General features: G+C 73.0%; 27 protein-coding genes and 1 pseudogene. 23 read left to right on the forward strand and 5 right to left on the reverse strand.

The genetic code is table 11. The features are described 5' to 3' along the window. From thrC to prmC, 7 genes are all read left to right on the forward strand, one after another. Positions 1 to 1,104 carry a threonine synthase gene (gene thrC / locus EPD83_RS11375; protein ID WP_128367680.1) on the forward strand — a complete coding sequence of 368 codons (1,104 nt, stop codon included), beginning with the start codon at positions 1 to 3 and terminating at the stop codon, positions 1,102 to 1,104. After that, the gene (gene thrB / locus EPD83_RS11380) at positions 1,101 to 2,021 is read left to right on the forward strand and encodes a homoserine kinase (RefSeq protein WP_128367679.1); all 921 of its coding nucleotides are present in this window, start codon (positions 1,101 to 1,103) and stop codon (positions 2,019 to 2,021) included. Before thrC ends, thrB begins: the two co-directional genes overlap by 4 nt. Before the next feature lie 235 nt (positions 2,022 to 2,256). Next, the gene (gene rho / locus EPD83_RS11385; protein ID WP_235950538.1) at positions 2,257 to 4,200 is read left to right on the forward strand and encodes a transcription termination factor Rho; all 1,944 of its coding nucleotides are present in this window, start codon (positions 2,257 to 2,259) and stop codon (positions 4,198 to 4,200) included. A 291-nt stretch (positions 4,201 to 4,491) separates the two neighbouring features. Beyond that, positions 4,492 to 4,947, forward strand: a complete 456-nt coding sequence (locus tag EPD83_RS11390; protein ID WP_128367406.1) for an ATP-binding protein — start codon at positions 4,492 to 4,494, stop codon at positions 4,945 to 4,947. Between the two features lie 233 nt (positions 4,948 to 5,180). Further along, complete coding sequence (rpmE, locus tag EPD83_RS11395; protein WP_128367407.1) at positions 5,181 to 5,396, forward strand: 50S ribosomal protein L31; 216 nt, start codon at positions 5,181 to 5,183, stop codon at positions 5,394 to 5,396. Positions 5,397 to 5,587: 191 nt separating this feature from the next. After that, on the forward strand, positions 5,588 to 6,664 hold the full coding sequence (prfA, locus tag EPD83_RS11400) for a peptide chain release factor 1 (RefSeq protein WP_128367408.1): 1,077 nt from the start codon (positions 5,588 to 5,590) through the stop codon (positions 6,662 to 6,664). Further along, positions 6,661 to 7,551, forward strand: a complete 891-nt coding sequence (prmC, locus tag EPD83_RS11405; protein ID WP_164896556.1) for a peptide chain release factor N(5)-glutamine methyltransferase — start codon at positions 6,661 to 6,663, stop codon at positions 7,549 to 7,551. The genes prfA and prmC overlap by 4 nt, the downstream gene beginning before the upstream one ends. Before the next feature lie 102 nt (positions 7,552 to 7,653). On the opposite strand, the gene EPD83_RS20885 is transcribed toward prmC, so the two are convergent. Next, on the reverse strand, positions 7,654 to 7,779 hold the full coding sequence (locus EPD83_RS20885; RefSeq protein WP_268951202.1) for a hypothetical protein: 126 nt from the start codon (positions 7,777 to 7,779) through the stop codon (positions 7,654 to 7,656). 161 nt (positions 7,780 to 7,940) lie between these two features. On the opposite strand from EPD83_RS20885, the gene EPD83_RS11410 reads away from it, so the two are divergent. The 14 genes from EPD83_RS11410 (at position 7,941) to EPD83_RS11470 (ending at position 19,567) form a co-directional block, all read left to right on the forward strand. Continuing rightward, a complete protein-coding gene (locus tag EPD83_RS11410) occupies positions 7,941 to 8,765 on the forward strand; it encodes an L-threonylcarbamoyladenylate synthase (protein ID WP_128368030.1) in 825 nt (274 codons plus the stop codon). Continuing rightward, the gene (locus EPD83_RS11415; RefSeq protein ID WP_128368031.1) at positions 8,758 to 10,044 is read left to right on the forward strand and encodes a serine hydroxymethyltransferase; all 1,287 of its coding nucleotides are present in this window, start codon (positions 8,758 to 8,760) and stop codon (positions 10,042 to 10,044) included. The genes EPD83_RS11410 and EPD83_RS11415 overlap by 8 nt, the downstream gene beginning before the upstream one ends. A 19-nt stretch (positions 10,045 to 10,063) precedes the next feature. Beyond that, positions 10,064 to 11,455, forward strand: a complete 1,392-nt coding sequence (locus tag EPD83_RS11420) for a sugar transferase (protein ID WP_165566603.1) — start codon at positions 10,064 to 10,066, stop codon at positions 11,453 to 11,455. A 100-nt stretch (positions 11,456 to 11,555) separates the two neighbouring features. Continuing rightward, positions 11,556 to 12,017 carry a hypothetical protein gene (locus EPD83_RS11425; protein WP_128366429.1) on the forward strand — a complete coding sequence of 154 codons (462 nt, stop codon included), beginning with the start codon at positions 11,556 to 11,558 and terminating at the stop codon, positions 12,015 to 12,017. Beyond that, a complete protein-coding gene (locus EPD83_RS20890; RefSeq protein WP_268951203.1) occupies positions 12,014 to 12,136 on the forward strand; it encodes a hypothetical protein in 123 nt (40 codons plus the stop codon). Before EPD83_RS11425 ends, EPD83_RS20890 begins: the two co-directional genes overlap by 4 nt. Then, positions 12,133 to 12,972, forward strand: coding sequence for a F0F1 ATP synthase subunit A (gene atpB / locus EPD83_RS11430; protein ID WP_128366428.1), 840 nt, complete (start codon positions 12,133 to 12,135; stop codon positions 12,970 to 12,972). The genes EPD83_RS20890 and atpB overlap by 4 nt, the downstream gene beginning before the upstream one ends. Before the next feature lie 80 nt (positions 12,973 to 13,052). Further along, positions 13,053 to 13,262 carry an ATP synthase F0 subunit C gene (atpE, locus tag EPD83_RS11435; protein ID WP_056140202.1) on the forward strand — a complete coding sequence of 70 codons (210 nt, stop codon included), beginning with the start codon at positions 13,053 to 13,055 and terminating at the stop codon, positions 13,260 to 13,262. A 47-nt stretch (positions 13,263 to 13,309) separates the two neighbouring features. Continuing rightward, entirely contained in the window at positions 13,310 to 13,894 is a 585-nt protein-coding gene (locus EPD83_RS11440) for a F0F1 ATP synthase subunit B (protein WP_128366427.1), read from the forward strand. Then, positions 13,894 to 14,709, forward strand: a complete 816-nt coding sequence (locus EPD83_RS11445; RefSeq protein ID WP_128366426.1) for a F0F1 ATP synthase subunit delta — start codon at positions 13,894 to 13,896, stop codon at positions 14,707 to 14,709. Before EPD83_RS11440 ends, EPD83_RS11445 begins: the two co-directional genes overlap by 1 nt. Before the next feature lie 85 nt (positions 14,710 to 14,794). Then, positions 14,795 to 16,435 (forward strand): F0F1 ATP synthase subunit alpha, encoded by a 1,641-nt coding sequence (gene atpA / locus EPD83_RS11450; protein WP_128366425.1) that lies wholly within the window; start codon positions 14,795 to 14,797, stop codon positions 16,433 to 16,435. 42 nt (positions 16,436 to 16,477) lie between these two features. Continuing rightward, on the forward strand, positions 16,478 to 17,377 hold the full coding sequence (locus EPD83_RS11455; protein ID WP_128366424.1) for a F0F1 ATP synthase subunit gamma: 900 nt from the start codon (positions 16,478 to 16,480) through the stop codon (positions 17,375 to 17,377). 14 nt (positions 17,378 to 17,391) lie between these two features. Beyond that, a complete protein-coding gene (atpD, locus tag EPD83_RS11460; protein ID WP_128366423.1) occupies positions 17,392 to 18,849 on the forward strand; it encodes a F0F1 ATP synthase subunit beta in 1,458 nt (485 codons plus the stop codon). After that, on the forward strand, positions 18,846 to 19,112 hold the full coding sequence (locus EPD83_RS11465; RefSeq protein WP_165566607.1) for a F0F1 ATP synthase subunit epsilon: 267 nt from the start codon (positions 18,846 to 18,848) through the stop codon (positions 19,110 to 19,112). The genes atpD and EPD83_RS11465 overlap by 4 nt, the downstream gene beginning before the upstream one ends. 23 nt (positions 19,113 to 19,135) lie before the next feature. Then, complete coding sequence (locus EPD83_RS11470) at positions 19,136 to 19,567, forward strand: DUF2550 family protein (protein ID WP_128367047.1); 432 nt, start codon at positions 19,136 to 19,138, stop codon at positions 19,565 to 19,567. 3 nt (positions 19,568 to 19,570) lie between these two features. On the opposite strand, the gene EPD83_RS11475 is transcribed toward EPD83_RS11470, so the two are convergent. Then, the gene (locus EPD83_RS11475; RefSeq protein ID WP_165566604.1) at positions 19,571 to 20,191 is read right to left on the reverse strand and encodes a cob(I)yrinic acid a,c-diamide adenosyltransferase; all 621 of its coding nucleotides are present in this window, start codon (positions 20,189 to 20,191) and stop codon (positions 19,571 to 19,573) included. 156 nt (positions 20,192 to 20,347) lie between these two features. Here EPD83_RS11475 and EPD83_RS11480 point away from each other — a divergent pair, with 156 nt between their 5' ends. Both EPD83_RS11480 and EPD83_RS11485 read left to right on the forward strand, forming a co-directional pair. After that, complete coding sequence (locus tag EPD83_RS11480; protein ID WP_128367045.1) at positions 20,348 to 20,704, forward strand: STAS domain-containing protein; 357 nt, start codon at positions 20,348 to 20,350, stop codon at positions 20,702 to 20,704. A gap of 174 nt (positions 20,705 to 20,878) precedes the next feature. Then, entirely contained in the window at positions 20,879 to 22,900 is a 2,022-nt protein-coding gene (locus tag EPD83_RS11485; protein ID WP_407676027.1) for a protein meaA, read from the forward strand. Positions 22,901 to 22,951: 51 nt separating this feature from the next. Here EPD83_RS11485 and EPD83_RS11490 read toward each other — a convergent pair whose 3' ends face one another. The 3 genes and pseudogenes from EPD83_RS11490 to EPD83_RS20695 all read right to left on the reverse strand — a co-directional run. Further along, complete coding sequence (locus tag EPD83_RS11490) at positions 22,952 to 23,497, reverse strand: type 1 glutamine amidotransferase domain-containing protein (protein ID WP_128367043.1); 546 nt, start codon at positions 23,495 to 23,497, stop codon at positions 22,952 to 22,954. Between the two features lie 95 nt (positions 23,498 to 23,592). Then, positions 23,593 to 23,844, reverse strand: coding sequence for a hypothetical protein (locus EPD83_RS11495; RefSeq protein WP_165566605.1), 252 nt, complete (start codon positions 23,842 to 23,844; stop codon positions 23,593 to 23,595). A 206-nt stretch (positions 23,845 to 24,050) separates the two neighbouring features. Continuing rightward, positions 24,051 to 24,138, reverse strand: a pseudogene (locus EPD83_RS20695) (endonuclease NucS); the annotation flags it as partial.

The raw sequence follows: 24,138 nt of genomic DNA on the forward strand, positions 1-24,138 counted from the left end.
ATGGCCCACCAGTGGCGCGGCGTGCTGCGCGAGTACGCCCACCGGCTGCCGGCGCTCGCCGGCGCCCCCGTCGTCACCCTGCTCGAGGGCGGCACCCCGCTCATCCCGTGCGAGGGGCTGTCCGAGCGGGTCGGCGCCGAGGTGTACGTCAAGTACGAGGGCCTCAACCCGACGGCGTCGTTCAAGGACCGCGGTATGACGGCGGCCATCTCCGTGGCCAAGGGTCAGGGGGCCAAGGCGGTCATCTGCGCCTCGACCGGCAACACCTCGGCCAGCGCCGCCGCGTACGCCGTCAAGGCCGGGATGACCTGCGCCGTGCTCGTGCCCGACGGCAAGATCGCGCTCGGCAAGCTGAGCCAGGCCATCGCCCACGGCGCGACGCTCATCCAGGTCGAGGGCAACTTCGACGACTGCCTCACCGTCGCCCGCAAGCTCGCGGAGTCCTACCCGGTCGAGCTCGTGAACTCGGTCAACCCGGCGCGCATCGAGGGCCAGAAGACGGCCGCGTTCGAGGTCGTCGACGCGCTCGGCGACGCCCCGGACATCCACGTCCTGCCCGTCGGCAACGCCGGCAACATCACCGCGTACTGGAAGGGCTACCGCGAGTACGCCTCCGCGGCAACGGCTCCCGACGGCAGCGAGGTCGACGCCGTCGCCACCCGCACCCCGGCGATGTGGGGCTTCCAGGCCGCCGGCGCCGCGCCCATCGTCCTCGGCCACCCGGTCGACGAGCCCGAGACGATCGCCACCGCCATCCGCATCGGCAACCCCGCCTCGTGGCGGCAGGCCGTCGAGGCGCGCGAGGAGTCCGGCGGCGTCATCGACGCCGTCACCGACGAGGAGATCCTCGAGGCCCAGCGGCTGCTGTCCTCGACCGAGGGCGTGTTCGTCGAGCCCGGGTCGGCCGCGAGCATCGCCGGGCTGATGAAGCAGCACCGCGCCGGGCTCGTGCCGGCCGGTGCGACGGTCGTCTGCACCGTCACCGGCCACGGCCTCAAGGACCCGCAGTGGGCGCTGCGCACCGCCGACGGCGCCGACATCGAGCCGGTCCGGGTGCCCGTCGACGCCTACTCGGTGGCGAGCGCCCTCGGGCTCGAGGGATGACCGCAGGCCCGCGCGCCGGGGGCTCCGTCGTCGTGCGGGTGCCCGCGAGCAGCGCCAACCTCGGCCCCGGCTTCGACTCCGTCGGCTGCGCCCTCGGCGTCTGGGACGAGTGCACGGCCACGGTCACGTCCGGGGGCGGCCTCGAGGTCGTCGTCGAGGGGGAGGGGGCCGACGTCGTCCCGCGCGACGAGTCCCACCTCGTGCACCGGGCGATGCGTGCGGCCTGGACCGACCTGGGCGTCCACGCGCCGGCCGGGCTGCGCCTGGAGTGCCGCAACGCCGTCCCGCACGGGCGGGGGATGGGGTCGTCCGCGACGGCCATCGTCACCGGGATCGTCGCGGCCTTCGCCCTGGTCGGGGACGGCGAGGTCGACCTGGACCGGGCGAACTCGCTGGCCGCGCGGCTGGAGGGGCACCCGGACAACGCGTCCGCCAGCGTGTACGGGGGGATGACGCTGTCCTGGGCCGACGGGGAGGCGACGACGACGGTGCGCCTGCCGGTGCACCCCGACGTCGTGCCGGTCGTCTTCGCCCCGGACGCCCAGCTGTCGACCGCGCGCGCCCGCTCCGTGCTGCCCCAGCAGGTGCGCCTGGCCGACGCCGCGGCCAACTCGGCCCGGGCCGCCCTGCTGGCGCACGCCGTCGGGTCGGCGCCGCGGCACCTGCTGGCGGCGACCCGGGACTGGCTGCACCAGGAGGCCCGGCGCGCGTCCTACCCGGAGTCGATGGCGCTCGTCGACGCGCTGCGGGCGGACGGGCACGCCGCCGTCATCTCCGGCGCGGGGCCGTCGGTGCTCGTCCTCGCCGTCGCGGACCGGGTGCCGGACGTCGTCGCGCACGGGCCGCGCGGGTGGCGGGTGCTGACCCCGGGCATCCCCGACCGCGGCGCCGAGGTCCGCGTCCTCGACGCCCCCTGACCGCCGGGATCCGCGTCCTGCTGGGCCCGCGGACCGGCCGGTGGTACTCTTTGCATGCGACCGCAGCGCATGCCGGGTCGACCTCTCGATTCGTGCGCACCTGCAGCGGAACGCTCCCACGTCACACCGGGCTGAAGAGACGCGGCCGTCCCTGGCTGCGCGCCCATGACGTGTTTCTTCCAGCAGGCCGGCCGTCCTCGCGGCGGCGGTCCACGAGCGAGGGGAAGGATCCTTCGTGACAGACACCACCATCGAGACGTCGGCACCGGCCGGCCAGCGCCGCTCCGGGGCACTCTCCGCCATGCGGCTGGCCGAGCTCCAGGGGCTCGCGTCGAGCATGGGCATCAGCGGCACCGCGAAGATGCGCAAGGGGGACCTCGTCGCCGCCATCCGCGCCCGCCAGAACGGCGAGAGCGGACCCGCCGCCGGGGGATCGGGCCGGAGCTCCTCCGCCCCGCAGACCGCACCGAGCAACGGATCCGACACCCGGGACGCGCGCCGCGACGAGGTCGCGGCCGCCGTCGACCGGGCCGAGGCCCGCGCCGCCCGGGCGGAGCGCGCCGAGCGCTCCGAGAACGGCGACCGTCCGGAGCAGGACCGCTCCGAGCAGGCCCGCGAGGGCGGCAGCCGCCGCGAGCGTGGCGACCGGGGCCCCCGTGAGGACCGCGGCGAGCGGACCGAGCGCGGCGACCGGTCCGAGCGGAACGACCGGGGCGAGCGCGGGGACCGTGGGGACCAGCAGGGCCAGGGGGCCCAGAACCGCGACCGTGGCGACTCCCGGGACCAGGGCGGCCAGAACCGCGCCGACCAGGGCAACCAGAACCGCGGCGGCACCAACGCCAACAACAACAACAACAACGACGACGAGGACGGCGGGGGCCGCGGCCGGCGCCGTCGCAACCGGGGTCGCAACCGCGACAAGCGTCGTGGCGGCCAGCAGGACGGCGGGGGCGGCGGCACCAGCAGCCAGCCCGACGACGAGCCGCGCATCAGCGACGACGACGTGCTCGTCCCCGTCGCCGGCATCCTCGACATCCTCGACAACTACGCCTTCGTGCGGACGACCGGCTACCTGCCCGGCAGCAGCGACATCTACGTGCCGATGCAGATGGTCAAGCGACACGGCCTGCGCAAGGGCGACGCGGTCACCGGCTCGATCAAGGCCACCCGCGACGGCGAGGAGCCGCAGCAGCAGACCGTCGGCTCGCGCAACAACCGGCAGAAGTACACGCCGCTGGCGCGCCTGGAGACCGTCAACGCGATGACCCCGGACGACGCGCGCCGTCGTCCCGAGTTCGGCAAGCTCACCCCGCTCTACCCGCAGGACCGCCTGCGGCTGGAGACCGAGCAGAGCATCATCACGACCCGGATCATCGACCTCGTCGCCCCGATCGGGAAGGGCCAGCGCGGCCTCATCGTCGCCCCGGCCAAGGCCGGCAAGACGATGGTCATGCAGTCCGTCGCGAACGCCATCACGACGAACAACCCGGAGTGCCACCTCATGGTCGTCCTCGTCGACGAGCGTCCGGAGGAGGTCACCGACATGCAGCGGGCCGTCAAGGGCGAGGTCATCTCCTCGACCTTCGACCGCCCGGCCGACGACCACACGACGGTCGCGGAGCTCGCCATCGAGCGGGCCAAGCGCCTCGTCGAGATGGGCCACGACGTCGTCGTCCTCCTCGACTCCATCACCAAGCTCGGTCGCGCCTACAACCTCGCCGCCCCGGCGAGCGGGCGCATCCTCTCCGGTGGTGTCGACTCGGCCGCGCTGTACCCGCCGAAGAAGTTCTTCGGCGCCGCGCGCAACATCGAGAACGGCGGCTCGCTGACCATCCTCGCCACCGCGCTCGTCGAGACCGGCTCGCGGATGGACGAGGTGATCTTCGAGGAGTTCAAGGGCACCGGCAACATGGAGCTCAAGCTCGATCGGGGCCTGGCCAACCGCCGCATCTTCCCCGCGGTCGACGTCAACAACTCCGGCACGCGCCGCGAGGAGATCCTCCTCGCCCCGGACGAGCTGAAGATCATGTGGAAGCTGCGCCGGGTGCTCGCCGCCCTCGACAGCCAGCAGGGCATCGAGCTGCTGCTCGACCGCATCAAGAAGACGAAGAACAACTACGAGTTCCTCATGCAGGTGCAGCAGACGAGCTCCATCAAGCTCGACGACGACGCCGACTGACCGCGCGTCCGCCTGCGACACCGCGCACGCCGCCCCCGCACCACCGCGGGGGCGGCGTCCGCGTCCGCGGCGTTCTCGGGGCCGACGGTCGCGCCTGACGCGCTCCGGCCTCGGGCGAAGGACGGGACGGGCCTCCACCGACCGCCGGGCGGCGGCGGCGTCCGGGTGACCCGGCGTCGGCCGAACGGGTCGGACCCGGGCCGTTGCGGGGACGACGGCGCCCGCGGCGTCCATACGGTGCAGACAGAACGCCGCCGACCCCGGTGCCGTCGTCCCGAGAGGACCTGTCCGATGATCGCCGAGACCGCCCCCAGCACCGTCGTCTCCGACCTGTCCCACGTCGTCCTGCGCGTCGCCGAGTCGGCGCGCTCCGTGGCGCGGACCCGGCGGGTGCTGCTCTCGGTCGAGGTGGAGTCGGGGGCGCTGCTCGTCCCCGGCATCGAGCGGGTCGTCGAGGACGCGGTGCTCGACGTCGTCGGGCAGGCGGTCTCGACGTGCGACGCCGGGGCGCTCGTCGTCCTCGACCTGCACCGCACGGACGGCGGCGTCGCGCTCGACGTCGTCGACACCGGCAACGGCGTGCCCTGCGGGCGCTTCGACAGCCCGACCGCGCGCGCCGTCGTCGAGGCCGAGGGCGGCCACGTCGGTCACTCGTCGGTCGAGGGAGTCGGCACGTCGGTGCGGCTGTGGTGGCCGCTGGCGGCGGCGGGCGCCGCGTCGAGCGGGCCGCACCTCGCCGCTGTCTGAGCCCGCGGTCGGGCGCTCGTCAGGGGTCCTGCACCAGGGGTGTCGGGGGAATGCCGGGCGGGGTCGTCCCGTTAGGTCACATGTGTGCTGCTCTGGCACACTTGACCGCTGGACCGGTTCACGGCAGTGACGCGTTTCCTGAGCGACCTCCCCACGAGGGTCGCAGGCGGGGCGCCAAGGGCTTGCAGCACGGTGCTGGGCCCGCCGACCCGGAGACATCCGAAGGAGAGATCGTGAAGAAGGACGTCCACCCCGACTACGTCGAGACCCAGGTGACGTGCACGTGTGGCAACACGTTCACCACCCGCAGCACGGCCACGAGCGGCAGCATCAACGCCGACGTGTGCTCGAACTGCCACCCGTTCTACACGGGCAAGCAGAAGATCCTCGACACCGGTGGCCGCGTGGCCCGCTTCGAGGCCCGCTACGGCAAGAAGGCCGCCAAGTAGCACTCCCGACGCGCCGGTCCGACCCTCGTGGTCGGGCCGGCGCGTCCGTGTCCGGTCCGGCCGCTGGCCGGACGACACCCCGGTTCGTCACCGAGACCCCGCTTACGTTCCCCGGTGTCGCGGACATTTCGGGGTGACCCCGAAATGTCCGCCGGCCGGGAGCCGCCAGGGACGGAGAGAGGGAGGTCCGCGTGCTGGAGTCCGCCCAGGCGCTCGTCGACGAGCACGCCGCGCTCGAGCGCGAGATGGCCGACCCCGCCGTCGCCTCCGACCCCGACCGGCTGCGCGAGGTCAACAAGCGCTACGCCGCGCTCGGCCCCGTCGTCGCCGCCCACCGGGCCTGGACCGCCGCCACCGACGACCTCGGCGCGGCCCGCGAGCTCGCCGCCGACGACGCCGCGTTCGCCGAGGAGGTCCCTGCGCTCGAGGCCGCCGCCGACGCCGCGGGCGACCGGCTGCGCCGCCTGCTCGTGCCCCGCGACCCCGACGACGACCGCGACGTCATCCTCGAGGTCAAGGCCGGCGAGGGCGGCGAGGAGTCGGCCCTCTTCGCCGGCGACCTGCTGCGGATGTACCTGCGGCACGCCGAGCGCCGCGGCTGGCGCACCGAGGTGCTCGACGCCACCGAGTCCGACCTCGGCGGCTACAAGGACGTCCGCGTCGCCGTGAAGGCCCGCGGCACCGCCCAGCCCGGCGAGGCGCCGTGGGCCCGGCTGAAGTTCGAGGGCGGGGTGCACCGGGTCCAGCGCGTCCCGGTCACCGAGAGCCAGGGCCGCATCCACACCTCCGCCGCCGGCGTCTGGGTCATGCCCGAGGCCGAGGAGGTCGAGGTCTCCATCGACCCGCACGACCTGCGCATCGACGTCTACCGCTCCAGCGGACCCGGCGGGCAGAGCGTCAACACGACCGACTCCGCTGTCCGCATCACCCACCTGCCCACCGGCGTCGTCGTCTCCTGCCAGAACGAGAAGAGCCAGCTGCAGAACCGCGAAGCCGCGATGCGGGTGCTGCGGGCCCGGCTGCACCAGCTGGCCATGGACGAGCGCCGGGCCGCTGACGCCGACGCCCGCGCCGGCCAGGTCCGCACCGTCGACCGCTCCGAGCGCATCCGCACCTACAACTTCCCCGAGAACCGGGTCAGCGACCACCGCACCGGCTACAAGGCGTACAACCTCGACGCGGTGCTCGACGGCGACCTCGACCCGGTGGTCCAGTCGGCCGTCGACGCCGACGAGGCCGCGCGCCTCGCCGCCCTGGCCGACCGGTGACCGGCGAGGCCCGCCCGACGATCGCCGCCGCGGTCGCGTCCGCCCACCGCGCGCTCGAGGCGGAGGGCATCGCCTCCGCCGAGGTCGACGCGGTCGAGCTCGCGGCCTTCGTTCTCGGCAGCGACGGCGCCGACGTCCGGCGGCGGATGGTGCTGCGCGACCCGGCCGACGCGGGCTTCCTCGACACCTACGCCGGCCTCGTCGAGGAGCGGGCGGGCCGGGTCCCGCTGCAGCACCTCACCGGCCGGGCGTACTTCCGGCACCTCACGCTGGAGGTCGGTCCCGGGGTCTTCGTCCCCCGCCCGGAGACCGAGGTGACGGCGGGCCTGGGCATCGACGCCGCCCGGGCCGCCGGCGACACGCCCGTCGTCGTCGACCTGTGCACGGGCTCGGGGGCGATCGCGCTCGCCGTCGCCGACGAGGTGCCGGGCGCCCGCGTCCACGCCGTCGAGCTGAGCCCGGACGCCCACGCCTGGGCGGCCCAGAACGTCGATCGCCACGCCGGCGCCCACGAGACCCCGGTCGACCTGAGGCTGGGCGACGCGACGACGGCGTTCAAGGACCTCGAGGGGGCGGTCGACGTCGTCGTCAGCAACCCGCCGTACATCCCCGACGGGGCCGTACCCCTCGACCCGGAGGTCCGCGACCACGACCCCGAGATGGCGCTCTACGGGCGGTCGGCGGACGGTCTCGCGATCCCGCTGGCGGTCGCGCGGCGGGCGGCGGTGCTGCTGCGTCCGGGCGGGGTGCTCGTCATGGAGCACGCCGACGTCCAGGGCGAGGCGCTCACGCGGGCGCTGGGGGCGGCGGGGGAGTGGCGGGACGTCGCCGACCACCGCGACCTCGCGGGCCGCCCGCGGGTGACGACGGCCGTCCGCGCCGGCTGAGGGCGGACGCACCCGTCGACCGGGAGGTCCGGCCGGACGGCCGGACGGGGGGCCGCAACGGGACCCGGCCTCTTCTCGACCGGACCCGTCGGGCGGGGTCGCTCAGACGCGACCGAGGATGAAGATCAGCAGCGCGATGATGAGCAGCACGCCGACGATCGTCCAGATGAGACCGGAACCACGCATGGGGGATTCACCTCCAGCTCCGTCCGTGGCGGGTGCGGTCACCCGCCGGCTGAGACCAGACCCTAGGGGTCCCGGTGCGGCGCACGGCAGTCTGGGCCCTCCCTTCTTCGCCGACGAGGTCGGGAGGGCGACGGCGGGGTCGCTGCGGTGGCGCGGGTGGGCCGTCCCCGACCGCGGGCCGCGCGCCTTCTACGCTGGGGCCCATGAGCCCGGTCTTCGACTGCACGACGCCCGAGGGCCGTGCCGACGCCATCCCCAAGGCCGCCGACGGGGTGCGCCGCGGCCGCCTCGTCGTTCTCCCCACCGACACCGTCTACGGCATCGGCGCCGACGCGTTCTCGCCCGACGCCGTCCGCGACCTGCTGGCCGCCAAGGGCCGTGGCTCGGACATGCCCCCGCCGGTGCTCGTGCCGACCGCCCGCACGGTCGAGGGGCTCGCGACGAGCGTCCCCAAGTACGCCCGGGCGCTCATGCAGGAGTTCTGGCCCGGGCCGCTGACCATCGTCCTGCAGGCCCAGCCCTCGCTCATGTGGGACCTCGGCGACACCGGCGGCACCGTCGCGCTGCGGATGCCGGACGACGAGGTCGCGCTCGCGCTGCTCCACGAGGTCGGGCCGATGGCGGTGAGCAGCGCCAACCGGCACGGCTACCCGAGCAGCCGGACCGCGGTGGACGCCGCGAGCCAGCTGGGTGCCAGCGTCGAGGTCTACCTCGACGGCGGCCCGAGCGTCGGCGGGCTCGCCTCGACCATCGTCGACTGCACCCGCGAGGAGCCGGTGGTCCTGCGGCTCGGCGCGCTGTCCGAGGAGCAGGTCATGGCCGTCGTGGAGCGCGTGCGCGGCGAGGCCGTGGAGCCCCCGGCCGAGGACGCCCTAGAGTTGGCGGGCACCGAGCCCGGAGCAGACGGGGACGAGGCCGTGGCGGGCGAGGAGCCGCCGGCGTCCGCGGAGCCCGACGCCGACGGGCCGGTGGAGCAGTCCGAGCAGTCCGACGAGCACGAGGCGCGGGAGAAGACCAGCGATGAGTGAGACGTTCTACGGGTCCGACTTCGAGGCCCTCGCGGCCTTCGACCCCGACATCGCCGGGGTCCTCACCGGCGAGCTCGGCCGGCTGCGGGGCGGGCTGCAGCTCATCGCCAGCGAGAACTTCTCCAGCCCCGAGGTCCTCACCGCGCTCGGCTCGACGTTGTCGAACAAGTACGCCGAGGGCTACCCGGGCCGGCGCTACTACGGCGGCTGCGCCGAGGTCGACGTCGCGGAGGAGCTCGCGATCGAGCGGTGCAAGGCGCTCTTCGGCGCCGACCACGCCAACGTCCAGCCGCACTCCGGCGCCAGCGCCAACCAGGCCGTCTACGGCGCGTTCCTCAAGCCCGGCGAGACGATCCTCGCGATGAGCCTGCCGCACGGCGGGCACCTCACCCACGGGACGAAGGTCAGCTTCTCGGGCAAGTGGTTCGACGCCGTGCACTACGGCGTCGACAAGGAGACCGAGGACGTCGACTACGACGAGGTCGAGCGGCTGGCCCGCGAGCACCGGCCCAAGGTCATCCTCGCCGGCGGCTCCGCCATCCCGCGGACCATCGACTTCGCCCGCTTCCGGGCCATCGCCGACGAGGTCGGGGCGATCTTCTGGGTCGACGCCGCGCACTTCATCGGCCTCGTCGCCGGGAAGGCCATCCCGAGCCCGGTGCCGTACGCCGACGTCGTGTCGTTCACGACGCACAAGGTGCTGCGCGGCCCCCGCTCCGGCGCCATCGTCTGCACCGAGGAGCACCGCGCCGCCATCGACAAGGCCGTCTTCCCGATGATGCAGGGCGGCCCGCAGATGCACACGATCGCCGCCAAGGCCGTGAACTTCAAGGAGTGCGCCACCCCGGAGTACGCCGAGTACGCGCGCCAGGTCGTCGCCAACGCCGCGGTCCTCGCCGAGACCCTCGGCGAGCACGGCATCCGCCCGACGACCGGCGGCACCGACACCCACCTCTCGCTGCACGACCTCCAGGGCGTGCTCGTCACCGGCGCCGACGCCGAGGCCCGCTGCGACGCCGCCGGGATCACGCTCAACAAGAACGCCATCCCCTTCGACCCGCAGAAGCCGAACATCGCCTCGGGCATCCGCGTGGGCACCCCGTGCGTGACGACCCAGGGCATGGGCGAGGACGAGATGCGGCGGGTCGCCGCCCTCATCGCCCGTGCGGTCGTCGACGGCGACGCCGACCCCGAGCACGCCGTCTCCCGCGAGGTGCGCGGCGCGGTCACCGAGCTCGTCGACGCCTTCCCGGCCTACCCCCGCCCGGCCCGAGGCTGACGCGCGAGCCGTCCCCGCCGTGACCGACGAGGCCCCCGAGAGCGAGCCGGAGCCGCGACTCCTCACCCGGCTGAACCGCCGGGGCTTCCGCCTCGTCATGCTGCTCGACGCGGTGGGCGTGCTCGCGCTCATGCTCGTCGTCATGGTCTCGCGCTTCGGCGCGCTGCCGTGGCCGACGTACACCGTGGGCCAGTACGCGTTCTCGTTCGCGGTCTCGACGCTCGTCTTCCTCGTGACGTTCTACTTCGGCGGGCTGTACGAGCGCGAGCCGCGGCTCGGGGGGAGCGGGGTCTTCGCCAAGGCCGCCCGGCTGGCGCTCGCGGCGGGCAGCTTCGTCGCCCTGCTCAACCTCGTCATCAGCGGCGTCGCCCGCCAGCGCTGGGAGATCACCGGCCGGGCGCTGCCGTTCCCCATCGGCAGCCTCGTGCTCGTCATCCTCCTCGCCGGTCTCGTCGTCGTGCTGAACCGCGGGATCGTCCACGTGCTGCGCACCCGCCGCGAGGGCCTGCCGCGGGTCGTGCTCGCCGGCGACGCCGCCGACCTGCAGCTGGCCCGCGACCACGTCGCCGTCAACGGCTCGGAGCTGCGGGTCGTCGCCGAGGTCGACGACCCGCACGAGATCGTCGACGTCGTCGACCGCACCGGCGCCACGGACGTGCTGCTGCTCTCCGGCGGCTGGCTCGACCTCTGGTACCCGCGCACCATCGGGCGCCTGGACCGCCGCGACGTCACCGTCCTCCTGCGCGTCGGCGGCCGCGAGACGCTCTTCGGCCTCGCGCGGCTGCGCGAGGTCGCGGGGCTGCCGTTCGTCCTCCTCATGCCGCAGACCATGGCCTCCTCCCAGCGGCACTTCAAGCGGCTGCTCGACCTCTTCCTCGTCCTCGTCACCGCGCCGGTCTGGATCGTCGTGCTCGCCGGCGTCGCGCTGCACCAGCTCGTCGTCGCGGGCCGGCCGCTGCTCTACACCCAGACCCGGGTCGGCGTCGGCGGCAAGACCTTCGAGATGCGCAAGTTCCGCACGATGCGCACCGACGCCGAGGCCCGCGGGGGAGCCCAGCTCGCCACCCGCGGCGACCCGCGGGTCATCCCCGCCTGCCGCTGGCTGCGCTCCACGCGCGCCGACGAGCTGCCGCAGATCCTCCACATCCTCGCCGGGCAGATGTCGGTCGTCGGACCCCGCCCCGAGCGCCCGGAGCTCACCGCCGGCTTCGAGCAGGAGATCGCCGGCTACACCCGCCGGCACGAGGTGCCGCCCGGCCTCACCGGCCTGGCCCAGATCCACGGGCGGTACCACACCGACGCCGAGTACAAGCTCGGCTACGACCTGCAGTACCTCGTCAACTGGTCGCCCGTGCTCGACCTCGAGATCATCGTGCGCACCGTCTGGGTGGTCCTCGCCCGCCGCGTCTGATCCCGCCGTCCCGCGGTTTTGCCGCGCGGCGAGCGCTTGTGATAACTTTCACAAGCCGTCCGGGACCCCCCGCCACGACCACCGAAGAGGCCGATCGTCGATGACCGACCGCAGCACCGCCACCGCAGGGCCGGGTGCCCCGTTCGCGGTCATGCTGCGTGGGGCGCTGGTCCCGGCGAGCATCGCCGGAGCGGTCACCGTGCTCGTCCTCGCGCTGGTCCGCGGTCCGGGGTCGGTCGTCGGCAGCCTGCTCGGCCTCGCCGTCTCGGTGGCCTTCTACGCCTCGGGCATGTTCCTGCTCAGCCGGCTCGTCCGTAGCGCCAGCCCGCACGCCTTCCTCGCCGTCGCCATGGCGGTGTACCTCGGCCAGGTGCTCGCGCTGCTCGTGTTCTTCGTCGTCTTCCGGCGGGCCTCGTGGGTCGACGGGACGGCGCTCGCGGTCGACGCCCTCGTCGTCACCCTCGCCTGGCAGGCCTTCGCCTACCGTGCGCTGCGCACCGCGCGGCTGCCGATCTACGACGAGCCGGCCGAGGCCGCGGGCCGCCGGGAGCAGGACCGATGAGGTCCGCACCGGGCGGGTCCGCCACCGTCGCGGCCATGTGCAAGGGTCGGGTAGCGTACGACCAGTCCGCAGGGGTGCCCGTCGCCGGCGCCCGTGACATCCCCGAGGAGAAGGTGTGAGCCCGAGCGTGGTCTCCGCTAGCTGGCTGTCCGGAGCCGTCGTCGCCGCCGAAGGAGGCGGGGAGGGCTTCGTCACCCCCGGTGTCCGCAACTTCTGGTGGCCGGTCATCCCCTTCGACGGCACCGGCCCCTGGGCCGTCACCCGTCCGGCCCTCGTCCTGCTCGTCTCGGTCGGCCTGCTGGCCTGGTTCTACGTCGGCGCGACGCGCAAGCTGTCGGTCGTCCCCAGCAAGAACCAGTTCCTTGTCGAGGGGTCCTACAACTTCGTCCGGAACACCATCGGCCGGGACATCATCGGCAGCAAGGACTTCCTCCAGTTCGTCCCGCTGCTGCTCACCCTCTTCACGCTGATCCTCGTGAACAACGTGTTCGGCATCGTGCCGTTCATCCAGTTCCCGACGATGAGCCGCGTCGGCATCCCGATCGTCCTCACCCTCATCGTGTACGTCACGTACCACACGGTGGCGATCCGCCGGAAGCACGGCGTCGTGGGCTACCTCAAGTCGCTCATCCCGCCGGGGCTGCCCGGCTGGCTCCGGCCGATCCTCTTCGTGCTCGAGTTCCTCACCTACTTCGTCATCCGGCCGCTGACGCTCGCGCTGCGACTCTTCGGCAACATGCTCGCCGGGCACCTCATGCTGCTCGTCTTCATCGTCGGCGGCGAGTACCTGCTGCTGCACGGGGACAACCTCTTCCTCCAGTTCTCCGGCGTCCTCTCGTTCGTCTTCTCGATCGCGATGACCTTCTTCGAGCTCCTCATCGAGTTCCTCCAGGCCTTCATCTTCACCCTCCTCGCGGCGCTGTACATCGGCGACGCGGTGAGCGAGCACCACTGACCCCCGGACCTCTCCGGTAGCACGTCCAGGAACACCACCGACGCCGGGACCGGCCCGGCGCCACCGAAAGGAACAGTGACATGACTGGCGACATCGCCTACCTCGGCTACGGCCTTGCCGCGATCGGCCCCGGCATCGGTGTCGGTCTCATCTTCGCCGCCTACATCAACGGCGTCGCCCGCCAGCCCGAGGCCCGCGGCATGCTCCAGACCATCGCCTTCACCGGCATGGCCATCACCGAGGCGCTGGCCATCCTCGGCCTCGTCTTCGCCTTCGTCTTCCAGGGCTGACGAGCACCCGCTCCGACCGCCCGTAGGACCGACAGATTGGACGCGTCGTGATCACCGCATCCCTGGTGGCCGCCGAAGAGACGGGATACCCGTCCGGCTTCCCCCTGCTCCCGCACCCCGGCGAGATGGTCATCGGACTCATCGCCTTCGCCATCCTGTACTGGCTGTACAAGACGAAGGTCGTGCCGCGCCTCGAGGAGCTGTACGCCGAGCGTGCGGCCGCCATCGAGGGCGGGATGCAGCAGGCCGAGCAGGCGCAGGCCGAGGCCCGCGAGGCGCTGGAGAAGTACACGGCGCAGCTCGCCGAGGCGCGGGCCGAGGCCGGCGAGATCCGGGAGTCCGCGCGCGAGCAGGGCGCCCAGATCGTCGCCGAGATGCGGGCCCAGGCGCAGGCCGAGGCCACCCGCATCACCGAGGCCGCCAAGCGTCAGGTCGAGGCCGAGCGCCAGCAGGCCGTCGTCCAGCTGCGCCAGGAGGTCGGGACGCTCTCGACCGCCCTCGCGAGCAAGATCGTCGGCGAGTCCCTCGAGGACGAGGTGCGCCAGAAGGGCATCGTCGACCGGTTCCTCAGCGAGCTCGAGTCCGGCGAGGTCAAGCCCGAGAAGGTCGCGCCGGCCGGGCAGGACGCCTGATGCGCGGCTCCTCCCGCGGTGCCGCCCGCGCGTCCCAGGAGGCGTTCGACGCCGCCCTGGGGTCCAGTGCGGACGGGACGACGCTCGCCGAGGAGCTGTTCGCGGTGACGGGCGTCGTCGAGAACAACGCCTCGCTGCGGCGGGCGCTCGGCGACCCCTCGCGTGAGGGCGAGCAGAAGGCGGCGCTGGCCCGCTCGCTGTTCGGCGGCAAGGTCTCGGACGCCACGTCCGGCCTCGTCGCGTCGGTCGCCTCGCAGCGGTGGGCGGCCGAGCGGGACATGGGCGACACGCTCGAGGCCCTGGCCGTCCAGGCGCTGCTCGCGAACGCCGAGGGCACCGGCCGGATCGACCGGGTCGAGGACGAGCTCTTCCGCTTCGAGCGCATCGTCGCCGCGGACCCCGCGCTGCGCGACACGCTCTCGAGCCGGAACACCGACGCCGACGGCAAGGCCGGCCTCGTGCGCACCCTGCTCGAGGACAAGGCGGCCCCGGAGACGGTGCGCCTGGCCGAGCAGGCCGTGCGGGTGCCGCGCGGCCGGCGGCTCGACCGGGTCATGGAGACCTACCTCGAGCTCGCCTCGCGCCGGCGCGACGAGCTGTCCGCGCTCGTCACCGTCGCGGCGCCGCTCACCGAGCAGCAGTCGGCGCGGCTGCGCAGCGCCCTCGAGCAGCACTACGGCAAGGCCGTCACGCTCCAGGTCGTCCAGGACCCCACGGTCATGGGCGGCATCCGGGTCCAGGTCGGCGACGAGGTCGTCGACGGCACGGTGCTCCGGCGCCTCGAGGAGGCTCGCCGGCACGTCGCCGGGAGCTGACACCCGCCCGACCACAACTGCAGACCGCACGACCCACCAGAACTTCGGCCCATGAGGGGCCGGCGATGCGAGGAGAAGATCAGACATGACGGAGCTCTCGATCCGTCCGGAGGAGATCCGGGACGCGCTGGACAGCTACGTGCGCTCCTACGAGCCGGGCGCCGCCGCGCGCGAGGAGGTCGGCCGCGTCACGGACGCCGGTGACGGCATCGCGCACGTCGAGGGCCTGCCCTCGGCGATGACCAACGAGCTGCTGCAGTTCGAGGACGGCACGCTGGGCCTCGCGCTCAACCTCGACGTCCACGAGATCGGCGTCGTCGTCCTCGGTGAGTACAGCGGCATCGAGGAGGGCCAGGAGGTCAAGCGCACCGGCGAGGTCCTCTCGGTCCCCGTCGGCGACGCCTTCCTCGGCCGCGTCGTCGACCCGCTCGGCAACCCCATCGACGGCATGGGCGAGATCGACACCAGCGAGCGCCGCGCCCTCGAGCTGCAGGCCCCGACGGTCGTCCAGCGCAAGTCGGTCCACGAGCCGCTGCAGACCGGCCTCAAGGCCGTCGACGCGATGACCCCCATCGGCCGCGGCCAGCGCCAGCTGATCATCGGCGACCGGCAGACCGGCAAGACGACGGTCGCGGTCGACACGATCATCAACCAGAAGGAGTTCTGGGAGACCGGCGACCCGACCAAGCAGGTCCGCTGCATCTACGTCGCCATCGGCCAGAAGGGCTCGACCATCGCGTCGGTCCGCGGCACCCTCGAGGAGGCCGGCGCGATGGAGTACACGACCATCGTCGCGGCCCCGGCGTCCGACTCCGCGGGCTTCAAGTACCTCGCGCCCTACACCGGCTCGGCCATCGGCCAGCACTGGATGTACGACGGCAAGCACGTCCTCATCGTCTTCGACGACCTGTCCAAGCAGGCCGAGGCCTACCGCGCCGTGTCGCTGCTCCTGCGCCGCCCGCCGGGCCGCGAGGCCTACCCGGGCGACGTCTTCTACCTGCACAGCCGGCTGCTCGAGCGCTGCGCCAAGCTCTCCGACGACCTCGGCGCGGGCTCGATGACCGGCCTGCCCATCATCGAGACCAAGGCCGGTGACGTCTCGGCGTTCATCCCGACCAACGTCATCTCCATCACCGACGGGCAGATCTACCTCCAGGCGGACCTGTTCAACGCCAACGTCCGTCCGGCCATCGACGTCGGCATCTCGGTCTCCCGCGTCGGCGGCGCCGCGCAGATCAAGGGCATGAAGGACGTCGCCGGACGCCTCAAGCTCGACCTCGCGCAGTTCCGTGCCCTCGAGGCCTTCGCGATGTTCGCCTCCGACCTCGACCCGGCCTCGCGGGCCCAGCTCGCGAAGGGCGCCCGCCTCGTCGAGCTGCTCAAGCAGCCGCAGGCCGCGCCGTTCCCGGTCGAGGAGCAGGTCGTGTCCATCTGGCTCGGCACCACCGGCCAGCTCGACGACGTCGAGGTCGAGGACGTCCGCAAGTTCGAGGCCGAGTTCCTCGACCACCTGCGGCGGACCAAGTCCGACCTGCTCTCGGGCATCCGGGAGACCGGCAAGTTCCCCGACGAGACCCGCGAGGCGCTGGAGTCCGAGGTGAAGACCTTCAAGGACAAGCACTTCGACGGCTCGGGCTCCTCCTCGGTGCCGGTCGGCTCCGACGAGGAGGACGGCGGCGACGCGATGGACTCCGACCAGGAGCAGATCGTCAAGCAGAAGCGCTGAGCGCGCGGTCCACCGAGCACACACCACGAAAGGCGGAATGACATGGGAGCGCAGATCCGGGAGTACCGGCAGCGCATCCGGTCCGTCAGCGCGACGAAGAAGATCACCCGGGCCATGGAGCTCATGGCGGCCTCGCGGGTCGTCAAGGCCCAGCAGGCGGTCCGGGAGTCCACGCCGTACGCCCGGGCGCTGACCCGGGCGGTCTCGGCGGTCGCGACGTTCTCGAACGAGGACCACCCGCTGACGACGGAGAAGGAGGACGTGCGCCGCGCCGCGGTCGTCATCATGACCTCCGACCGTGGCCTGGCGGGCGCGTACTCCTCCTCGGTCCTCAAGGAGAGCGAGCGCCTCGTCGCCCGGCTCCGCGAGGAGGGCAAGGAGGTCGTCCCCTACCTCCTCGGCCGCAAGGCGATCGGCTTCTACACCTTCCGCCAGCGCGAGTTCGCGGAGTCCTGGAGCGGCTTCTCCGAGAAGCCGACCTTCGAGACGGCCCGCGAGATCGGGGAGCGGCTCGTCGCCGACTTCACGACCGCGACCGACGAGGGTGGCGTGGACGAGGTCCACGTCGTCTTCACCCGGTTCGTCTCGATGGTCACCCAGGAGCCCGAGGTCATCCGCCTGCTGCCGCTCGAGATCGTCGAGGGCACCGAGGCGCCGGACCCGGACGACCTGCTGCCGCTCTACGAGTTCGAGCCGAGCGCGAACCAGGTGCTGGACGCGCTGCTGCCGAAGTACGTCAACGCGCGGCTGTTCAACTGCATGCTCATGGCCGCGGCCTCCGAGCTCGCCGCCCGCCAGCGGGCGATGAAGTCGGCGACCGACAACGCCGAGGAGCTCATCAAGAAGTACACCCGGCTGGCGAACCAGGCCCGCCAGGCCGAGATCACCCAAGAGATCAGCGAGATCGTCGGCGGCGCCAGCGCGCTGGCCGAGAGCAAGTGAGCGAGAGAGAGACCATGACTGCAACTGTCAGCGAGCGCAGCGAGACCAGCGAGTCCGGTGGCGTCGGCCGGATCTCGCGCATCATCGGACCCGTCGTCGACGTCGAGTTCCCCGTCGACGCGATGCCGGACCAGTACAACCTGCTCACCGCCGAGGTCGAGCTCGGCGGCAACACCAACGTCCTCAACCTCGAGGTCGCCCAGCACATCGGCGACAACATGGTCCGGGCCATCTCGCTCCAGCCGACCGACGGCCTGGTCCGCGGGACGGCGGTGCAGGACACCGGCGGCCCCATCTCGGTGCCCGTCGGCGACGTCACCCTCGGCAAGGTCTTCAACGCCACCGGCGTGTGCCTGAACCTCGAGGAGGGCGAGACCCTCGACGTCCAGGAGCGCTGGGGCATCCACCGCACCGCGCCGGCCTTCGACCAGCTGGAGTCCAAGACCCAGATGTTCGAGACGGGCATCAAGGTCATCGACCTGCTCACCCCGTACGTCCAGGGCGGCAAGATCGGCCTGTTCGGCGGGGCCGGGGTCGGCAAGACCGTCCTCATCCAGGAGATGATCGCCCGCGTCGCCCGCGACCACGGCGGTGTGTCGGTGTTCGCCGGCGTCGGCGAGCGCACCCGTGAGGGCAACGACCTCATGGTCGAGATGGAGGAGGCCGGCGTCCTCGGCCAGACCGCGCTGGTCTTCGGCCAGATGGACGAGCCGCCGGGCACCCGCCTGCGCGTCGCCCTGTCCGCGCTGACGATGGCGGAGTACTTCCGCGACGTGCAGAGCCAGGACGTGCTGCTCTTCATCGACAACATCTTCCGGTTCACCCAGGCCGGGTCCGAGGTCTCGACCCTGCTCGGCCGCATGCCGTCGGCGGTCGGCTACCAGCCGACGCTCGCGGACGAGATGGGCACGCTCCAGGAGCGGATCACCTCGACCCGGGGTCACTCGATCACCTCGATGCAGGCGATCTACGTCCCCGCCGACGACTACACCGACCCGGCGCCGGCGACGACGTTCGCCCACCTCGACGCGACGACCGAGCTCTCCCGCGAGATCGCCTCGCTCGGCATCTACCCGGCCGTGGACCCGCTCACCTCGACGAGCCGGATCCTCGACCGCCGGTACATCTCCGCCGAGCACTACGACACCGCGGTGCGCGTCAAGCAGATCCTCCAGCGCAACAAGGAGCTGCAGGACATCATCGCCATCCTCGGCATCGACGAGCTGTCCGAGGAGGACAAGATCCTCGTCAACCGGGCGCGTCGTCTTCAGCGGTTCCTGTCGCAGAACACCTACGTGGCCAAGCAGTTCACCGGCATCGAGGGCTCGACGGTCCCGCTGTCGGACACCATCGAGGCGTTCACGAAGATCTGCGACGGCGAGTACGACCACGTCGGCGAGCAGGCGTTCTTCATGTGCGGCGGGCTCGACGACGTCGAGCGGCAGTGGGCCGAGATCCAGAAGAACCTCTGATGGCCCTCCAGGTCGAGCTCGTCGCCGCGGACCGCAAGGTCTGGGAGGGTGAGGCGAGCCAGGTCAGCGCCCGCTCCACCGAGGGCGACCTCGGGGTGCTCCCCGGGCACCAGCCGACCCTCGTGGTCCTCGCCGAGGGCGAGGTGCGGATCAACTCCGGCGGCTGGAAGACCGCGTCGGTCGACGGCGGCTTCATGTCGGTCGACCACGACCGCGTGACGATCGTGGCCGAGTCGGTCGACGCCGCGGGCATGGGTTCCTGACGGCGGGCGGGGACGGGCACCGGATGGACGCACTGGTCGTCTCCGAGCTCGTCCTCGCCCTCGTCGTCGTGCTCGTCGTCGGCGCGCTCACCTTCGTGTGGGCGCGCCGTCGCTACATCGCGGGGGACGGCCGGCCCGTCATGCTGTGCGCGCGGCGCGACGACGCGCAGGCGCGCTGGCGGCTCGGGCTGGCCCGGCTCGGGGCCGAGCGCTTCGAGTGGTTCAGCATCGTCGGGCCGTCGCTGCGGCCCGAGGTGTCGTGGCTGCGCGGCGAGGTCCGGCTCGGGTCGCCGAAGCCGACCCCCGACGTCATCCCCGGCCTCGCCGAGCCGGTCGCCGTGTCCGGCAGCGCGGCGGGACGCACCTGCGAGTTCGCGTTCGTCCCGGCCGCCTACACCGCCGTCCGGGCCTGGCTGGAGTCCAGCCCGCCCGGCTACAACGTCAACGTCGCCTGACCGTCAGCGGTCCGGCGCCTCCTCGCGGCCGCCGCCGGGCTGCCACAGCACGTCGCCGCCGGCGTCGAGGTTCGCCGTGCGGGCGAGCACGAACAGCAGGTCCGAGAGCCGGTTGAGGTAGCGGGCGGTGCTTGGGTTGACCCCGCCCTCGCCACGCTGCGTACCCGGCTCCGTGCCGTACTCGGTGATGGCGGCCCAGGTGCTCCGCTCGGCCCGCCGGACGACGGTGAGCGCCTGATGGAGGAAGGCCGAGCCGGCGGTGCCGCCGGGCAGGATGAACGAGCGCAGTGTCGGCAGGGGCTCGAGGTAGCGGTCGCAGTCGGCCTCGAGCTCGGCCACCCACTCCTCCCGCACCCGCAGCGGCGGGTGCTCGTAGGACTCCTGGAGCGGGGTGCACAGGTCGGCGCCGACGTCGAAGAGGTCGTTCTGCACCCGCAGGAGGACCGCGCGCACGTCCTCCGGCAGCCCGCCGCAGGCGATGGCGACCCCGAGCGCGGCGTTCGCCTCGTTGGCGTCGGCGTACGCGGCGAGCCGGGGGTCGGTCTTCGCCGTGCGGCTGAAGTCGCCGAGGGCCGTCGTCCCCTCGTCGCCGGTGCGGGTGTAGATGCGGGTGAGGTTGACCATGGGCCCAGTGTCGCCGATCCGGGGCCACGAGCCCTCCGGAGGCCCCTCCCGGGGGGCGCGCACCGATTCGTGACCGAACCGTGACCGGGATCGGCGTACCCGACCGGCGCCCCCGGCCGTCTTCCTGTACGAAGGACTCGAACGAGGGGAGCCGACATGGGGGTCGAGACACAGCCGGTCGTCACGGTGCAGCAGCGGTCGGCGGACGAGGTGCTCGTCCGCGTCGCGGGACGCCTGGATCGCGGGACGGTGGGGGACCTGCGCACGACGCTCCGACCGCTCGTCGACCCGCCCGGCACCACCGTCCTCGTCGACCTCGAGGACGCGCAGGTCGGGGACGCCGCCGCCCTCGCGCTCCTCGTCGAGCTTCGCCGGCGCGCGGAGCGCCGGGGCAGCGCACTCCAGGTCGTCGCGGCCGACGCCCGCACCCTGAGGCTGCTGCGCCGGGCCCGCCTCGGCGCGGTCGTCGCCCCGGCACTGCTCGTCCCGACGGCCGCGCTCGCCACCGTCTGACCGCCGGCCGACGGTCCCGGCCCCGCGGGGGTGAGCAGGATCACCGCCCCCGACCGGGGCTGTGGGCACCGTCACCGCGCGAGCGCCTACCCGGCTCGCAGGCCCCCGGCTAGCGTTCCCGGCATGTCCGAGCACCCCGACGCCGTGCCGCCCGAGCGCGACCGCCCCTGGGTGATGCGCACGTACGCGGGGCACAGCAGTGCCGCGGCGAGCAACGCGCTCTACCGGCGCAACCTCGAGAAGGGGCAGACGGGCCTGTCGGTGGCGTTCGACCTGCCGACCCAGACCGGCTACGACCCCGACCACCCGCTGGCCCGCGGCGAGGTCGGCAAGGTCGGCGTCCCGGTCAGCCACGTCGGCGACCTGCGCGCGCTGTTCGAGGGCATCCCCCTCACCGCGACGAACACCTCGATGACGATCAACGCGACGGCGATGTGGCTGCTCGCGCTCTACGAGGTCGTGGCCGAGGAGCAGGCCGGTGCGGCGGGGGAGGACCCGGCCTCGGTCAAGGCCGCCCTCGCCGGCACGACGCAGAACGACATCATCAAGGAGTACCTCTCGCGCGGGACCTACGCCTTCCCGCCCGGGCCCTCACTGCGGCTGGTCACCGACCTCGTCGCGTACACCGTGTCCGAGATCCCGCGCTGGAACCCCATCAACATCTGCAGCTACCACCTGCAGGAGGCCGGGGCGACGCCGGTGCAGGAGGTGGCCTACGCGCTGTCGACGGCGGTCGCGGTGCTCGACGCCGTCCGCGACTCGGGCCAGGTGCCGCCCGAGCGGTTCGGGGACGTCGTCGCGCGGATCTCGTTCTTCGTCAACGCCGGCGTGCGCTTCGTCGAGGAGATGTGCAAGATGCGCGCCTTCGTCCGGCTGTGGGACGAGATCACCCGCGAGCGGTACGGCGTCGAGGACGCGCGGCAGCGGCGGTTCCGCTACGGCGTGCAGGTGAACTCGCTCGGCCTCACCGAGGCGCAGCCGGAGAACAACGTCCAGCGCATCGTCCTGGAGATGCTCGCCGTGACGCTGAGCAAGGACGCCCGCGCGCGGGCCGTCCAGCTGCCGGCCTGGAACGAGGCGCTCGGCCTGCCCCGCCCGTGGGACCAGCAGTGGTCGCTGCGCATCCAGCAGGTGCTGGCGCACGAGTCGGACCTGCTGGAGCACGAGGACCTGTTCGAGGGCTCGGTCGTCGTCGCCGCCAAGGTCGACGAGCTCGTGGCCGGCGCCCGCGAGGAGATGGCCCGGGTCGAGGAGCTCGGCGGGGCCGTCGCCGCCGTCGAGGGCGGGTACATGAAGTCCGAGCTCGTCGCCTCGCTGGCCCGCCGGCGGGCGCGGATCGAGTCCGGCGAGGAGGTCGTCGTCGGGGTCAACCGCTGGACGACGAGCGAGCCCAACCCGCTGACCGCCGACCTCGGCACCGCCGTGCAGACCGTCGACGCGGGCGTCGAGCAGGCCGCCGTCGAGGCCGTCCGGCGCTGGCGGGAGGAGCGCGACGCCGACCCGGAGCGACGCGCCCGCGCCGGCGCGGCGCTGGAGCGCCTGCGCACCGACGCCGGCACCGACGCCAACCTCGTCCCGGCCAGCCTCGAGTGCGCCCGGGCCGGGGTCACGACGGGGGAGTGGGCCGGCGCCCTCCGCGAGGTGTTCGGGGAGTTCCGGGCGCCCACCGGCGTCGGCGCCGCGGCGGGCGCCGGGTCCGGGACGAAGGCCCTGCACCGGGTCCGTGAGCGCGTCCGGTCCACCGGCCACGAGCTGGGCGAGACCCTACGGGTCCTCGTCGGCAAGCCCGGCCTGGACGGGCACTCCAACGGCGCCGAGCAGGTGGCGGTCCGTGCGCGCGACGCCGGCTTCGAGGTCGTCTACCAGGGGATCCGGCTGACCCCCGAGCAGATCGTCGGGGCGGCCGTCGCCGAGGACGTCCACCTCGTCGGGCTCTCGATCCTCTCCGGCTCGCACATGGAGCTGGTCCCGGACGTCCTGGCCCGGCTGCGCGAGGCGGGGGCCGGGGACGTCCCGGTCGTCGTCGGCGGGATCATCCCGCCCGCGGACGCCGCCCGGCTCGAGGAGATGGGGGTGGCGGCGGTCTTCACACCCAAGGACGTCGCGCTCACGGAGATCGTGGACCGCTTCGTCGACGTCATCCGGGTCTCGCGGGGGCTGCCGGCCCCGGACGCCGCCGTGCCGGCCGACGCCTGAACGGCGCCGACCGGCACGAGGGTGGTGCGGCGGCCTCGGCCGCCGGGGGCGTCAGCCGCCGAGGGCGTCGGTGAGCGCCTTGCTGAACGCCGGCAGGTCGTCGGGGTTGCGGCTCGTGATGAGGTTGTCGTCGACGACGAGCTCCTGGTCCTCCCACGTCGCGCCCGCGTTGCGCAGGTCAGTCTGCAGGCTCGGCCACGAGGTGAGGGTGCGCCCGCGCAGGACGTCGGCCTCCGCGAGGGTCCACGGGGCGTGGCAGATCGCGGCCACGGGCTTGCCGGACTCGACGAAGGTCCGCACGAAGGACACGGCGTCGGAGTCGGTCCGCAGGGCGTCCGGGTTGGCGACGCCGCCGGGCAGCACGAGGGCGTCGTAGTCGCCGACCTCGGCCTGCGCGACGGTGACGTCGACGTCGAAGGTGTCGCCCTTGTCGAGGTGGTTGAAGGCCTGGACGGAGCCGGACTCCGTCGAGAGCAGGACCGGGGTGTGGCCGGCCTGCTCGACCGCCTGCCACGGCTCGGTGAGCTCGACCTGCTCGATGCCCTCCGTGGCGACGAGGAAGGCGACCTTCCGGTTCGTGGTGGGGGTGGTGCTCATGGGGTGTCCTCTCCGGTCGGGGTACACCAGAGGACTACCCGAGAGCGGCGCAGGACAAACCAACCCGGGCGGGCGGGACGGGCCGCGCCGGCGGCTCAGGCCCGGGTGCCGATCCCCAGCGGGCTCCGGTGACGGGAGGCCACGGCGGGGCGGCGGCGGTGCTCGACGACGGCGATGCCGGCGAAGGTCAGGAGGGTCAGCGGCCAGACCAGGCAGAACAGGGCGGTCCAGACGGCGGCCGAGCGCACCCGCATCGAGCGGCGCGAGTCGAAGGCCAGGGCGGCGCCCACGAGGGCGACCGACCCGGCGACGGCCAGGTAGGCGGTGGCGACGTGCATCAGCGTCATCGGGGTCCCCCGTCGATCAGGCCGGCCGGACGTGCGTCGTGCCGGAGTGGCTCGCCCGTCATCCTCGGTCCGTCCTCGTCGACATCTGTTCGGTTCGCTGGCGTCCACCCTACGGAAGAACGTCTGGGAATCCCATGGACGTCGGGTGAACGGCGCGCCGTTCTGGCCGAACGGCCCATGCCCGCGGGGGTACGGGTGGCGCTCGCTCAGAAGAGCCGGTGGTCGCGGTCGTCCAGCCCGCGCAACGCGTCGTAGTCGAGGACGACGCAGCGGATGCCGCGGTCCTCGGCGAGC

Origin of the sequence: Phycicoccus flavus, from assembly GCF_004025965.2 — a bacterium.
GTDB classification, from domain to species: domain Bacteria; phylum Actinomycetota; class Actinomycetes; order Actinomycetales; family Dermatophilaceae; genus Phycicoccus; species Phycicoccus flavus.